Genomic DNA, 13,789 nt, shown 5'->3' on the forward strand with positions numbered 1-13,789 from the left:
ATAGACCCCCGTCACTGCGCCGAGGGGGCGCGTCTCACTCCTGGAAGAACGGCGCGCTGATCGTGCCGGAGACCGCGTCCGACGGCAGCTCCCCCAGCCGCACCGCGTCGATCCGGGTGGAGCTGAACAGCAGGCTGTAGGCGATGTTGTTGGACACGTAGAGCGCCTCGCTGCCGCCGCCGCCCGGCCGGCTCGGGTTCACCGGGTACGCGGCCAGGTAGGTGACCTGCGCGGTGCCCAGCGCGGTCGCCCGGTCCTGCGCGAACACGCCGTCCACGGTGACCTCCACGATCGCGCCCTGCCGCGCCTTCTGGCCGGCCAGGATCAGCCGGTCCTCGCGGGCGAAGTCCACCGCCGAGATGCTCTGCAGCGACGTGGGCACCTCGCGGACCGAGGCGGAGATCTTCACGTTGGTGTCCGTGCGGATCAGCGCGGCCACGAACACCCGGCCGCCGGAGACCAGGGCGATCCGCTGGCCGTCGTAGGACACCGCCATGTCGGTGATCTCCGGGCCGGGAAGGTTGGGCACCGCGATCGGCGTGAGGCTGGTCGCCTGCGTGCCGAACTGCTGCAACCGGCCGTTCACCACGATCAGGCCGACCAGGCTGTCCGGCGCCTGATCCGCGGTCGCGCCGGGCGCCCAGAGCCACACCGGGCGGCCGGCCTCGGCGTCGCCGAGCGGCGTCCGCAACGGCGGCTTGCCGAGCACCTCGGGCGCCACCACCAGCTCCAGGCCCGCGCCGGTGCCCCGGTCGCGCACCCAGGCGCCGACCGTGCGCTGGCCGAACCGGGAGAACGACGCGTACCGGACGCCGGTGTTGGTCTCCGGCGTCACCAGCGGCACCGCGGCGGCCGGCGCCGGGCTGCTGCCGCCGCCCATCCGCACGATCCGGCCGTCGTAGATCGCGAACCGGCCCGGCTCCGGGACCAGTTGGGACGACGGGTTAGCGGCCAGCACCGCGGCGTCGCCGGCGAACGTGGCGCGCGCCTGGCCCTCCACCTTGACCTGAATGCCTCCGCCCGCGTACGCGCGCAGCGTCCAGTAGAGCTGGGCGCCGAGCCGCCGGATCGCGTCGTCGTCCAGCGCGCCGGCCTCCGCGCTCAGGTTGACCTCCAGCGGGTCGCCCGCCGCGGCCTTGGGCACGTTGCCCTTCTGCTTCACGTTCGCCGGGAGCCCGTCGACCGCCTGGCCGATCAGCGCGGACGGGCCGCCGATCAGCCACTCCAGCAGCTCGGTGGGGCGGCGGTCGGAGGTGATGCTCAGCGGCAGCCAGCGCAGGTCCGGGACGAGCGCGGTCCGCTCCTTGTTCCAGAAGTAGACCGGCGTGTTCGTGTACCGGGCCTCCAGTTCCTCGTCCGGCAGCAGGAGCAGCGGCGGCGCGGTGAACACCCAGTAGCCGTCCTGGCCGGCCACCTGGCCGACGGTGAACGTGTACTCCGTCTCGTCGTTGGTCGGCGGCTCCACCGCGCCGTTCGCGGCGAGCACGCCCAGGTGCTGCACGCGCACCACGGCCGTGGAGGACGACTCCGAATCGGTGATCACGGCCGGCTCGATCAGCCGGACGATGTTGATCTCGTTCGACGGCTTCCACGCGGCGCTCTGGGTCGGCGCCAGGAACGACCGGACCCGGTCCACGGCCTGCTCCGGATCGCCGGCGGCGGCGGACAGGAACGACGCCAGCAGCGCCTCGGGCGAGCTCACGTTCGCCGTCTGCCGGTCGACCGGCAGGATCGGGTTGCCGCCGCCCGGCGCGTCCGGCGACGGCATCTCGCCGTGCACCTGCACGTCGGTCGAGCCGGGGATGCCGCAGCCGGTCAGCCCGGCCGCCAGCAGCAGCGCCGTGACGGCCGCGGCGAACCTCCACCGAGCGCTCACGACGGCGCCTCCTCAGTGACCCGGCGCAGCTCGCTCACGGCCAGCGGCGAGTCCGACGCGCGTGGCGGCAGGTCGTCCGGGACCAGGCGCAGCGGCGCGGCGGTGAGCCGGTCACCGGCCCGGCACGGCAGCGTCAGGCGGAACTGCGCGCCCGCGCCCGGCGCGCCCCACGCCTCCAGCCAGCCGCCGTGCAGCCGCGCGTCCTCCAGGCTGATCGACAGGCCGAGCCCGGTGCCGCCGGTCTGCCGCGCCCGGGACGGGTCGGCCCGCCAGAACCGGTTGAAGACCAGCTTCTCCTCGCCCGGCTTCAGGCCCACGCCGTGGTCCCGGACCGTGATCGACACCGCGGTCTCGTCCGCGCGCATGCGTACCCGCACCGGTTTGCCCTCGCCGTGCTCGATCGCGTTGCCGACCAGGTTGCGCAGGATCCGCTCGACGCGGCGCGGGTCGACCTCCGCGACCATGGCGGCCTCCGGCAGCTCCACCTCCAGCGGTACGCCGACGCGCTCGGCCAGCCCGGCCAGCCGCTCGGTCACCCGCTCCACGATCGGCACCAGGTCGGTCGGCTCCGCGTCCAGCATCGCGAACCCGGCGTCGAACCGGCTGATCTCCAGCAGGTCGGTCAGCAGGTTCTCGAACCGGTCCAGCTCGTTCTGCAGCAGCTCCGCGCTGCGCGCGACCGCGGGATCGAACTCGTCGCGCTCCGCGAAGATCAGGTCGGCGGCCATCCGTACCGTGGTCAGGGGTGTCCGCAGTTCGTGCGAGACGTCCGAGGTGAAGCGGCGCTGCAGCCGGGACATCTCCTCCAGCCGCACGATCTGGCGCTGCAGGTTGGCCGCCATCTGGTTGAACGAGGCGCCGAGCAGCGCGAGATCGTCCTCGCCGTTGACCGCCATCCGCTGGTCGAGCAGGCCGGCGGAGAGCCGCTGCGCGGTGCGGGCCGCGACCCGGACCGGCGTCACCACCAGGCGGGTGACCAGCGCGGTCAGGATCACCAGCAGCACCACCAGCGCGGCGCCGGTGACCAGCACGGTGGTGCGGATCTCGTTCGCCGCCTGGTCCTCCGCGGTCAGCGGCACCACGTAGTACAGCTCGAGCTGGCCGAAGCTGGTCAGCACCGGCGTGCCGTAGACCAGGTACTTCTGCGGCTCGCCGCCGCCCAGCGACGCGGTGCGGATCTGCGAGGACGGGCCCTCGGTCGCCACGCTGGTCTCCAGGTCCCGCGTGATCACCTGGGAGACGTCGTCGACCTGCGGCGCGGTGACCGGTTGCAGGCCGGACAGCTTGTACGCCCGCAGCGACCAGACCCGGCCGCTGACCTGGCTCGCCTCGCCGCCGACCAGGTAGCCGACCGTGCTCGACATGGTGCTCTGCAGCTCCGGGTCGAACCACTGGTTGTGCACGCCGAGCTGCGAGTCGGCCCAGATCTCGCCGGCCCGCAGCTGCGCCTCCGCGTTCGCCGTGGCCTGGTCGAGCAGGATCGTGCTGGCCCGGTTCGCCACGACGAAGGCGAACACGCCGACCAGCACGCTCGACGCGATCAGCGTGATGGCGACCATGCGCAGTTGCAGCGAGCGGCGCCAGGCCTGGCGGGCCACGGCCGCGACCCGGCCGGCGCGCCACGCCACCGCGTGCCACCAGCCGCCGGCCACCCGGCCGGCCGGGGAGTCGCGCAGCCGGATCAGGGCAGCGGTCAGCGCGGCGGCCGCGCGGGACGCGGCGAGCCGTCGGATCAGCGTGAGCGGAGAGGTACGGGTCACAACGCCGTACAGGCTAGCCGTTCCCCGCCTTGTAGCCCACGCCGCGCACGGTCAAGATGATCTCCGGCCGCTCCGGGTCCGGCTCGATCTTGGCGCGCAGGCGCTGTACGTGCACGTTGACCAGGCGTGTGTCGGCCGCGTGCCGGTAGCCCCACACCTGCTCCAGCAGCACCTCGCGGGTGAAGACCTGGCGCGGCTTGCGGGCCAGCGCCACCAGCAGGTCGAACTCCAGCGGCGTGAGCTTGACCTCCTCGCCGTCGCGGCTGACCGTGTGCGCGGGCACGTCGATCGTGATCTGGTTCGTCGGGGGGCCGATCGTCAGCAGCTCCGGCGCCGCGTCCTCGCCCCGGCGCAGCCGCGCCCGCATGCGCGCGACCAGTTCCTTCGGCTTGAACGGCTTCACCACGTAGTCGTCGGCGCCGGACTCCAGGCCGAGCACCACGTCGACGGTGTCGCTCTTCGCGGTCAGCATCACGATCGGCAGGCCGGACTCCGAGCGGATCGACCGGCACACGTCGATCCCGCTCATGCCGGGCAACATCAGGTCGAGCAGGACGATGTCCGGCCTGTTCTCACGGAACGCGGCGAGCGCGCGCTCGCCGTCGGAGACGAATGACGGCAGAAATCCCTCGCTGCGCAGCACGATGCCGAGCATCTCCGCCAGCGCTGGATCATCGTCGACCACCAGGACCCGGGCTCTCATGGCGTCCAATATCGCACTTCCTCCCCACGAACCGCGTGACGCCCGCCGACGGTCTGTGCCGTCCGTCCGTACCGAATCGGGTGATCTCGGGATTTTATCGGCGCGTTTCGCGAGGGGTGGTCGTGGCGTACGGGCGCTCGTCGCGGCGTGCCAGGATTGCCCGAGCGAATCCCTCGACGTCTCATCCCTGGAGCCACCGTTTGGATCACGCGGGTCCCTCCGCCGCGCTTCCGCTGCGTCCGCTCACCGTCGGTGAGCTGCTCGACGCCGCGGTCGGCGTGCTGCGCGACAACGCGCGGACGCTGCTGCCGGCCGGGCTGCTGCTGGCCGCGGCGGAGCAGCTCGCGCTCGCGCCGGTGCGCGCCTGGGCGCAGGCGCCGCCGCCGACGTACGTACCGCAGTGGGAAGACCTTGATCGGTTCTGGGTCCTGCTGACCGTGGGCGCGGCCACCGAGGCGGTCGCGATCCTGCTGCTCGGCGGCGCCGCCGCGCGCGCCGCCTCGGCCGCGCTGCTCGGCACGCGACTGCCCGCCCGCCGGGTGCTCGACCCGCGCGCCACCCGCCTCGGCCCGGTCGTGCTGGTCGCGCTGCTGGTCGGCGCGCTCACGCTGGTCACCGCGTTCACCGGGCTGCTGTGGATTCCGGTGTACGGGCTGACCGGGCTGATCATCCCGGTGCTGGTGGTGGACCGGCTGCGGGTCGGGCGCGCGATCGGCCGCGGGCTGTCCATCGCCACCCGGCACGGCGCGCGCGGGCTGTGGGTGCGGCTGCTCGGCGCCACCGGCTGGCTGGCCATGCGCATCGCGCTCGCGCTCTCCGGCGTGTACACGGTCGACCTGCTCGGGCTCACCCATCCGGGCTGGGCCGCGCCGCTCGGCTTCGTCGTCTGGACGCTGGCGAACACGCTGGCCTACCCGACGCTCGCCTGCCTGGACGCGGTCGTCTACCTGGAGACGCGAATGCGCACCGAAGGGCTGGACATCCGGCTCGCCCGCGCCCGCGCGCACGGCACCGTGACCGAGACCGCGCTCGCCCAGGGGACTCCGGCATGACCTTCAGCCGGTGGTGGACCGAGATGGTGGGCGTGGTCGACGACCGGGTCGGCGCCGGCATCGCCATGCTGATCGTGCTGTTCACCGCGTTCGTGGTGGCGATCGCCTGGTACGCGTACCCGGCCTGGGTGCCGCGCCGCCTGCCCCGGCTGCGGCTGCCCCGATGGCGGCTGCGACGACGGCGCCGCGCGCGCCCGGACGCGGCCGAGGCGATCGAGACCGTGGAGATCGACACGCTGCCGGAGCTGCCGTCCAACTCGCTGGTCACGCTCGCCGACCGGTACGCCGCGGACGGCCGCTACGCCGAGGCGGTCCGCGAGCGGCACCGCGCCATGGTCCGCGAGCTGGTCGAGCACCACGTGATCGAGCACCACCCGGAGTGGACCGTCACGGAGCTGGCCGGCGCCGCCGTCCGCGCCCGGCCCGCGCTGGACGCGCCGCTGCGCACGGCCGGGACGATCTTCTCCGACATCTGGTACGGCCAGCACCCCGCCGAGCCCGGCCACGACCAGCGGATGCGGGAGCTCTCCACGGAGTTGGGCGCGGCGCTGCGGGAGGGGCGGCGATGAGGCGCAGATACCGGATCATCATCCCGGTCGCGGTCGCGCTGGCGCTGCTGCTGGTCACCGGCGTCACGTACGCGATCGAGGAGCCCGATCCGTCGGAGAACACCTACCTGTCACCGGCCGTCACCGAGGGCACCGGGGGCAGCGCGCTCCGCCGGGCCCTGGCCGCGGCCGGCGTCGACGTCCAGCACCTGACCAAGACGTCGGACGCGCTGCTGGAGGCGTACCGGGGCAACGCCACGCTGTTCATCCCGGCGCCGGAGGCGATCCACCCGGAGTACCTGCGCATGCTGGAGCTGCTGCCACCCACCACCCGGATCGTGCTGGTCGCGCCGGCAGCACCGTCGCTGCGCGCGGCCGGGCTCGCGGTCAGCGCGGAGGGCCGGCGCTGGACCACCCGCGCGGTCGCGCCGGACGCGGAGCAGCCCCGGCCGTGCTGGATCGAGGAGGCGCGGGCCGCCGGGGTCGCCGCCGCGCTGCGCCAGCGCTACGACGGCGCCGGGCCGGCCTGCTACGGCCAGGGCCTGATCCGCGCGCTGGACCTGCCGGCCGAGACGTACGTGATCGGCACCGGCGACCCGTTCCGCAACGACCGCATCCGCGAGCACGGCAACGAACGGCTCGCGGTCGGGCTGCTCGGCACCCGCGCGCGCATGATCTGGCTGGACCGGCACCGGCTGGAGCCGCCGCCGCTCTACACCACCGCCCGGCCGAACGGGCCGGAGGCGCCGCCCTCGCTCTACCCGGACGACACCTCGGCCGACGACGGTACGCCGTACGACCGGCCCGCCCCGGACGGCAGCCCGCAGCCGGGCGGCGCCGGCGAGAACGACGGGGACGCGGGCTCCGGCGGAGACGGCGACGACGACCGCGCGGCGGCGCCCGAGCGGCCGGACAACCCGATGTTCGAGGCGTTCCCGCCGTGGTTCTGGGCGATGCTGGTACTGCTCGCGGTCGCGGCGCTGGTCACCGCGCTGTGGCGGGCCCGCCGCCTCGGCCCGCCCGTGGTGGAGCCGCTGCCGGTCCAGGTCCGCGCGCACGAGACCGTGCTCGGCCGCGGCCGCCTCTACCGCCGGGCCCGGGCCGCGGCGCACAGCGCGGAGATCCTCCGCGAGGCCGCCCGGCAGCGGCTCGCCCACCGGCTGCGCCTCCCGCCGGAAGCCGACCTGAGCGCGGCCGTGGCCGCGTACCTGCGCGCGGACGAGCGGGAGGCCCGCCAGGTGCTGTACGACTTCCCGGTGACCGACGACGGCGACCTGGTCTGGCTGGCCGGCGCGCTGCACGACTTGACCACCGCCGTGACACACGAAGGAGACGACCGGTGACCCAGAACGCAGTCGGTGCGGTGGCGACCACCGACGACGCCCGGGAGACGCTGCACCGGCTGCGCGCCGAGGTGGCGAAGGCGGTGGTGGGGCAGGACTCGGTGGTCACCGGCGTGCTCATCGCGCTGCTGTGCCGCGGCCACGTGCTGCTGGAGGGCGTGCCCGGCGTGGCGAAGACGCTGCTCGTCCGGACCGTGGCGGCGGCCCTCGCGCTGGACGCCAAGCGCCTGCAGTTCACGCCGGACCTGATGCCGGGCGACGTGACCGGCTCGCTGGTCTACGACCCGCACACCGCGAAGTTCGAGTTCCGGAACGGGCCGGTCTTCACGAACCTGCTGCTCGCCGACGAGATCAACCGGACGCCGCCGAAGACCCAGTCCGCGCTGCTCGAGGTCATGGAGGAGCGGCAGGTGTCGGTGGAGGGCGTGCCGCGCGCGCTGCCGGACGTGTTCATCGTGGCCGCCACGCAGAACCCGGTCGAGTACGAGGGGACGTACCCGCTGCCCGAGGCGCAGCTGGACCGGTTCCTGCTCAAGCTGACCGTGCCGCTGCCCACCCGCGACGAGGAGCTCGGCGTGCTGCGCGCGCACCACGCCGGCTTCGACCCGCGCGACCTCGCCGCCGCCGGCGTGCGGCAGGTCGCCACCGCGGACGACCTGAACGCCGGGCGCGCCGCCGTCGCCCGGGTCGCGGTCGCGGACCCGGTGCTGGCGTACATGGTCGACATCTGCCGGGCCACCCGCGTCTCCCCCGCGTTCGAGCTGGGCGCGTCCCCGCGCGGCGCCACCGCGCTGCTGGCCACGGCCAAGGCGTGGGGCTGGCTGGCCGGCCGCGACTACGTGACGCCGGACGACGTCAAGGCGGTCGCGCGCGCCACGCTGCGGCACCGGGTGCGGCTGCGCCCCGAGGCCGAGCTGGAGGGTGTCACCACCGACGCGGTGCTGGACTCCGTGCTCGCGTCCGTCCCGGCGCCACGATGATCACCTGGCGCGCCGCGCTGCTGCTGGTCGCCGGCGCCGCCACGATGCCGCTGTGGCCGTGGCCGTGGATCGGCCTGACCGTGGTGCTGGCGGTGGTGGCGGCGCTGACCGCGCTCGACTTCCGCGCCGCGGCGGCGCTGCGGCACGTCACGCTCGGCCGGGACGGTCAGCGGGCGGTCCGGCTCGGCGACCCGGCCACGGTGCGTCTGACCATTCACAACCGGGGGGTACGGACGCTGCGCGCCGACCTGCGCGACGACTGGGTCCCCTCGGCCGGCGCGGAGCGGACCACGCACCGGCTGGAGATCGAGCCGGGCGGCACCGCGGTCGTGGAGACCCGGCTGCGGCCCACCCGCCGCGGCGACCGGGCCGCGGTCCGCGTCACGCTGCGCTCGCACGGCCCGTTCCGGCTCGCGTTCCGGCAGCTCGCGGGCCGTCCGGAGACGCCCGGATGGACGCTGCGCACGCTGCCCCGGTTCGAGTCCCGCCGATTCCTGGCGGAGAAGGTGTCCCGGCTGCGGGTGCTGGACGGCTCCACGGTGGCGCGCGGGCGCGGTCAGGGCACCGAGTTCGACGCGCTCCGCGAGTACGTGGTCGGCGACGACGTACGCTCGATCGACTGGCGGGCCAGCGCGCGGCGGTCGGACGTGCTGGTGCGTACCTGGCGGCCGGAACGCGACCGGCGGGTGCTGTGCGTGCTGGACACCGGCCGCACCTCGGCGGTCCGGGTGGACCGCGCCGCCGATCCCGGGCGCCGCCCGTCCTGGCTGGCGTCCCCGCCGCCCGAGGACGCGCCGGTCGCGGCCGGGCCGCCCCGGCACGGTGAGCCGCGCCTGGACGCCGCGATCGACGCCGCGCTGCTGCTGGCCGCGCTCGCCGCCCGCGCCGGCGACCGGGTGGACCTGCTGGCCGTCGACACCGCGGTCCGGGCCGCCGTCTCCGGCGCCGGCCGCGAGGCGCTGCTCCCCCGCCTGGTCGACGCGCTGGCCCCGCTGCAACCCGCGCTGGTCGAGACGGACTTCGAGCTGGTCGTCAGCGAGATCCTGCGCCGCGAGCGGAAACGGGCGCTGGTCGTACTGTTCACCACGCTGGAGCCCGGCCCGCTCGGCGAGGGCCTGCTGCCGGTGCTGCCCCGCCTCGCCGCCCGGCACAAGGTCCTGCTCGCCTCCGTCCACGATCCGGCGCTGGCCGCGCTGACCACCCGCGTCCCGGAGAACGCCGACCAGGCTTACGCGGCGGCGGCCGCCCACCAGGCGTACGCCGACCGGGACCGGGTCCGTACGGCCCTCACCCGCCATGGTGTCGAGGTCGTGGACGCGCCACTGGACGACTTCGCCTCCCGCGTCAGCGACGCCTATCTCACCCTGAAGGCGGCGGGCCGCCTCTGAGGCCTCGACCGGCCGCGCGGCCGAGGCCGGCTTCGCGCATGGCCGGTGACCGGCGCTCGCCGTCCGGTCGCTTGGGCGAACGGCATGGGTGACCAGGCACTCCGCGCCTGAAATATCGCCATATAGCGTTCAAGGCTTTGCTCTGGTACGACGCGCGGCTATTGAGGCAGGCGGCGCATGGCTCAGCGGTCAAGACAGCACCGGTCGCGACACCCGGCCGAGGGAATCCCACCGAGCGCCGGGTCTCCCTTCCAGCCGCTCGGCACGCGGCATCCGTCCCGGCGATCTCACGCAGCCAGCCACGGCCCTGGCACCACGCCACGCGGCCTGAGCGGGTGGTCTCCCCGGCCGGCGGCCTGACCGGTCAACCCCACACCGCATCCACCCCGGGGATCTCGCACAACCGGCCACAGCCTGGCACGACGCCGCGCAGCCTGAGCGTGTGGTCCCCCCGGCCGGCGGCCTGACCGCTCCACCGCAGCGGCACCAGGCACCGCATCCACCCCGGCGATCTCGCACAACCGGCCACAGCCTGGCACGACACCGCGCAGCCTGAGCGGGTGGTCTCCCCGCACCAGGCCGCGCGGCCCGAGCGTGTGGTTTTCCCGGCCGGCGGCGGGACCGGCTCCGACCGGCGGACCGGAGCGGAGCGCCAGCGGAGTCGGAGGGGAGCCGGAGGTTGGCCCGCGGGAGCATGCGGGCCGCACCGCGCTGGGAGCGGGAAAATCCGCTTTTGAAGGGTTTTCTAGCGGCTCGACGCGTCGGCGCCGGCCGCGCGGGAGCCGAGGAGGAGGACGTAGCCGAGGAAGGCGAGCCAGGCGGCGGCGCCGATGCCGATGCGGAGGGCGGTGGGCATGAGGGAGGGCGTGACCAGGGATTCGATGAGCGCGGCGACCGCGAAGAGGCCGATCAGTCCGACCGCGGCGATCATGCCTTCGCGGGCGGTGTCGGCGAGCGCGCGGCCGCGGGTGCGGTCCGGGCCCGGGGCGATCCAGGCCCAGCCGATGCGGAGGCCGGCGCCGGCCGCGACGAAGATGCCGGTCAGTTCGAGCAGGCCGTGCGGGATCATCAGGCCGAAGTACTGCTCGGCGCTGCCGTAGTCGATCATGACGCCGCCGACCACGCCGATGTTCAGCGCGTTCTGCCAGAGGAGCCAGAAGACCGGGAGAATCAGTACGCCGGAGGCCAGGCACTGGGCGGCCAGCCAGGCGTTGTGCGTCCACAGGTGGAAGGCGAACGAGGCGGGCAGGAACTCGGTGTAGTAGCCGGCGAACTCGCTCTCCACCAGTTCCCGCGCCCGCTCCTCGCCGATGAACAGCGCGGCGCTGTCCGGGTGGGTGGCCACCCAGTACGTCAGGAACGCGGTCAGCGCGCAGAACGCGACCGCGACGCCGGACCACCACGGCCAGGCGCGGTAGACCGCGAGCGGGAAGTGGTGGGTGAGGAACCGGGCCGCGTCGGCCGGGCGCAGGCGGCGGCCGCCGGTGATCGCTGCGCGGGCGGTCAGCACCAGCCGGGACAGGCGCGCGACCAGGATCGGGTCGGGTGAGCGGCTGCGGACCACGGACAGGTGCGTGGTGGCGCGCTGGTAGAGCGCGAGCAGCTCGTCGACCTCGGCCGGGGACAGGCGGCGACCGCGGGAGAGCTGCTCCAGCCGGCGCCACTCGCCGTCGTGCTCCGCCACGTACGCATCAAGATCCACTAATCCCCCTGCCCGCGCCGTTCCGGCATAGTGTTTCACTGTGCGCGTGGCGGACGGGAATGCGGCAGGTGGCGGCCTGGTCTCGGGCGAGGCGGTGGAGGTCGAGATCCGGGTGGCGCGGCCGGGCTCGCGCGTGCTCGCGCTCGCGGTCGACATCGTGGTCCAGTGCGGGCTGGCGCTGACCGTCACCATGGCACTGGTGCTCGGGCTGGGCATCGCCGGCGTGCTGAACCGGCTGGACGAGGCCGTGATGGGCGCGCTCACCGTGATCGTCACCGCGCTGGTCCTGGTGGGCTATCCCACCGTGGCGGAGACGCTGTCCGGCGGCCGGACCGCCGGGAAGGCGCTGGTCGGCATCCGGGTGGTGCGCGACGACGGCGGCCCGATCCAACTGCGGCACGCGTTCACCCGGGCGCTGGTCGGGGTGGCGCTGGAGTGGCCGGGCCTGGTGCTGCCGCTGGTCACCTGGATCGCCAGCCTGTTCACCATGCTCACCAACCCGCTCGGCAAGCGCCTCGGCGACCTCGCGGCCGGCACGATGGTCATCCACGACCGCGCCGCCACCAGCTGGGGTTGGGTCCCCGGCATGCCGCCCGCGCTGGCCGGCTGGGCGCTCACGCTGGACCTGACCGGCCTCGGCGACGACCTGGCGCTCGCGGTCCGCCACTTCCTGTCCCGCGGCACCACGCTGGTGGAGCCGGACCGCAGCCGCCTCGGCCGCGCGCTCGCCTCCGAGGTCGCGTCCGTCACCGCGCCACCACCGCCACCCGGCGTCCCGGACTGGGCCTACCTGGCCGCGGTGCTGGCCGAACGGCACCGCCGCGCCACCCACCGCCTGGCCCGCAACCGGGCCGTATCCGCCGCACTCTGGCCCAGCCTGCCCCAGCCCGGCTTCCGCCCCCTGCCCGCCATCCCGCCGGACGCGCGCATCGAGTGGCCCAGCCAATCCTGGCCACGCCCACCCTGGCAGGCCGACCGCCAACTCCCCGACTGGACCGGCATGACCCCACCGGCGATGGCCAGCACGCTGCGCGCGTCCTCCCCGCCGGAGGAGACGTAGGGACCCCGGCGGGTACGTCCGCCGGGGGTGTTTCCGCGAGTACCGCTATCGGGCGATACGACCGTCGGAGACGACACCGATCAGGTGCGTCCAGGCATCGTGGCCGACCGTGAGCATCGGGCCGTCCGGGTCCTTGGAGTCCCGCACGTGCACCGCCGCGGGCATCGCGGCGACCTCGACGCAGGCGCCGTTGGAGGAGCTTCTGCTGCTCTTCCGCCATGGCAGGGCATGGCTGTGGGACGCGGCAGACATCCGCGCCACCATCCTCTCTGTGGGATTCGGTTACATTTCGCGCGCCGCCGCCCGAATGAACTCGATCGACTTCTCCGCCGGCAGCGCGACGTCGCGCAGGCCCTCGAAACTGGTCGCGTAGCCGTCCACTTCCTCGGGCCTGTCCCGGAAGGCTCCGCCGGTGCGTGAATCGGCGTAGACGAGTCGTTCTCCACCGGCGAAGTCCATGATGCAGAACGATCCGGCCAGCCCGGAGTGTGCGCCGGCGTCGAAGGGAACCACCAGAATGGTGACGTTCGGCCGGTCGGAGACCTCGACCAGGCGACCCAACTGGCGGCGCTGCACCTCCCGGCCACCGACCCGGCGGCGCAGCACGGCCTCGTCGAGCACCCAGAGGAGGTCGGGCGCGGGCTGCCGGCCGATCACGGCCTGGCGGGCCAGCCGGACCGCGGCGCGCTGCTCTATCTCGTCGTCCCGCAGCGGGCGGCCGTCCGGGCGCAGGTCATCGGTGCGGAAGATCTCGCGCGCGTACTCATCGGTCTGGAGCAGGCCGGGCACGAGCAGCGCCTCGTACGCCCGCAGCCGCACCACCTCGGCCTCGAAGCCGATGTACGTCTCGTACGCGTCCGGGAGGACGTCGCCGTACGCCTCCCACCAGGCGCGCTGGCGGGACTGGACGGCGACGGCGCGGATGCGGCGGCGGTCGTCCTCGGGGACGTCGTAGGTGTCGAGGAGCGCGTCGAGGTCGCGGTTGCGGATGCCGGTGTGTGCGGTCTCGATGCGGCTGAGTTTGCTCTCCGACCAGCCCAGCGATCGCGCCACGTCGGCCACGGTGCGGCCGGCGGCGTCGCGAAGGCGTCGTAGCTCAGCGCCGAGCTGCCGTCGTAGGGTGGTGGGGCTGGGCTTAACGGCCATCGGCAATACGGTACTGCAAGATCCGATTAGGACAGTGCAGGCCACGGCGGTGTCGGCTGCACGAAACCGCATCGATCTGCACTTGCATCCTGGGACTGCAAGTGGCCTAATGAGCACTAAGCCAGCAGGGATCGGGGCAACCGCCGGCGGCAAACGGCGGTCTCGGACCCGCTACCGATGGGGTGCGCCGGTGACACCGGCTCCGCTCCGACGCACAGGAGGGGCGGGTTC

At 74.1% G+C, this 13,789-nt stretch carries 12 protein-coding genes; 6 read left to right on the top strand and 6 right to left on the bottom strand.

What is annotated here, in order from left to right; genetic code table 11:
• Positions 1-34 precede the first annotated feature (34 nt).
• The 3 genes from J2S41_RS29605 to mtrA all read right to left on the bottom strand — a co-directional run bounded on the left by J2S41_RS29605 (position 35) and on the right by mtrA (position 4,339).
• Positions 35-1,876: an LpqB family beta-propeller domain-containing protein gene (locus J2S41_RS29605; RefSeq protein WP_310372546.1), complete on the bottom strand. Its 1,842-nt coding sequence runs from the start codon at positions 1,874-1,876 to the stop codon at positions 35-37.
• Positions 1,873-3,435: an MtrAB system histidine kinase MtrB gene (gene mtrB, locus J2S41_RS29610; protein WP_374728278.1), complete on the bottom strand. Its 1,563-nt coding sequence runs from the start codon at positions 3,433-3,435 to the stop codon at positions 1,873-1,875. The genes J2S41_RS29605 and mtrB overlap by 4 nt, the downstream gene beginning before the upstream one ends.
• Before the next feature lie 214 nt (positions 3,436-3,649).
• The gene (mtrA, locus tag J2S41_RS29615) at positions 3,650-4,339 is read right to left on the bottom strand and encodes an MtrAB system response regulator MtrA (RefSeq protein WP_033339693.1); all 690 of its coding nucleotides are present in this window, start codon (positions 4,337-4,339) and stop codon (positions 3,650-3,652) included.
• A 200-nt stretch (positions 4,340-4,539) separates the two neighbouring features.
• On the opposite strand from mtrA, the gene J2S41_RS29620 reads away from it, so the two are divergent.
• Genes J2S41_RS29620 through J2S41_RS29640 form a run of 5 tightly spaced genes read left to right on the top strand, consistent with a single transcriptional unit; the run spans position 4,540 to position 9,650 of the window.
• Positions 4,540-5,391 (top strand): hypothetical protein, encoded by an 852-nt coding sequence (locus J2S41_RS29620; protein WP_310372549.1) that lies wholly within the window; start codon positions 4,540-4,542, stop codon positions 5,389-5,391.
• Complete coding sequence (locus J2S41_RS29625) at positions 5,388-5,960, top strand: DUF4129 domain-containing protein (protein ID WP_310372551.1); 573 nt, start codon at positions 5,388-5,390, stop codon at positions 5,958-5,960. Before J2S41_RS29620 ends, J2S41_RS29625 begins: the two co-directional genes overlap by 4 nt.
• Positions 5,957-7,282 carry a DUF4350 domain-containing protein gene (locus J2S41_RS29630; RefSeq protein ID WP_310372553.1) on the top strand — a complete coding sequence of 442 codons (1,326 nt, stop codon included), beginning with the start codon at positions 5,957-5,959 and terminating at the stop codon, positions 7,280-7,282. Before J2S41_RS29625 ends, J2S41_RS29630 begins: the two co-directional genes overlap by 4 nt.
• Entirely contained in the window at positions 7,279-8,262 is a 984-nt protein-coding gene (locus tag J2S41_RS29635) for an AAA family ATPase (RefSeq protein WP_310372555.1), read from the top strand. The genes J2S41_RS29630 and J2S41_RS29635 overlap by 4 nt, the downstream gene beginning before the upstream one ends.
• Positions 8,259-9,650, top strand: a complete 1,392-nt coding sequence (locus J2S41_RS29640) for a DUF58 domain-containing protein (protein ID WP_310372557.1) — start codon at positions 8,259-8,261, stop codon at positions 9,648-9,650. The genes J2S41_RS29635 and J2S41_RS29640 overlap by 4 nt, the downstream gene beginning before the upstream one ends.
• A gap of 745 nt (positions 9,651-10,395) precedes the next feature.
• Here J2S41_RS29640 and J2S41_RS29645 read toward each other — a convergent pair.
• Entirely contained in the window at positions 10,396-11,352 is a 957-nt protein-coding gene (locus J2S41_RS29645) for a stage II sporulation protein M (RefSeq protein WP_310372558.1), read from the bottom strand.
• Between the two features lie 46 nt (positions 11,353-11,398).
• Between J2S41_RS29645 and J2S41_RS29650 the strand changes: the two genes are divergently transcribed.
• On the top strand, positions 11,399-12,412 hold the full coding sequence (locus tag J2S41_RS29650) for an RDD family protein (protein ID WP_310372560.1): 1,014 nt from the start codon (positions 11,399-11,401) through the stop codon (positions 12,410-12,412).
• Positions 12,413-12,457: 45 nt separating this feature from the next.
• Here the strand turns inward: J2S41_RS29650 and J2S41_RS29655 are convergent, their stop codons facing one another.
• Together J2S41_RS29655 and J2S41_RS29660 are read right to left on the bottom strand one after the other, a co-directional pair.
• A complete protein-coding gene (locus J2S41_RS29655) occupies positions 12,458-12,664 on the bottom strand; it encodes a DUF397 domain-containing protein (protein WP_310372562.1) in 207 nt (68 codons plus the stop codon).
• Positions 12,665-12,694: 30 nt separating this feature from the next.
• Positions 12,695-13,558, bottom strand: a complete 864-nt coding sequence (locus J2S41_RS29660; RefSeq protein WP_310372564.1) for a helix-turn-helix domain-containing protein — start codon at positions 13,556-13,558, stop codon at positions 12,695-12,697.
• Between the last annotated feature and the right edge of the window lie 231 nt (positions 13,559-13,789).

It is taken from the genome of Catenuloplanes atrovinosus, assembly GCF_031458235.1.
Taxonomy (GTDB): domain Bacteria; phylum Actinomycetota; class Actinomycetes; order Mycobacteriales; family Micromonosporaceae; genus Catenuloplanes; species Catenuloplanes atrovinosus.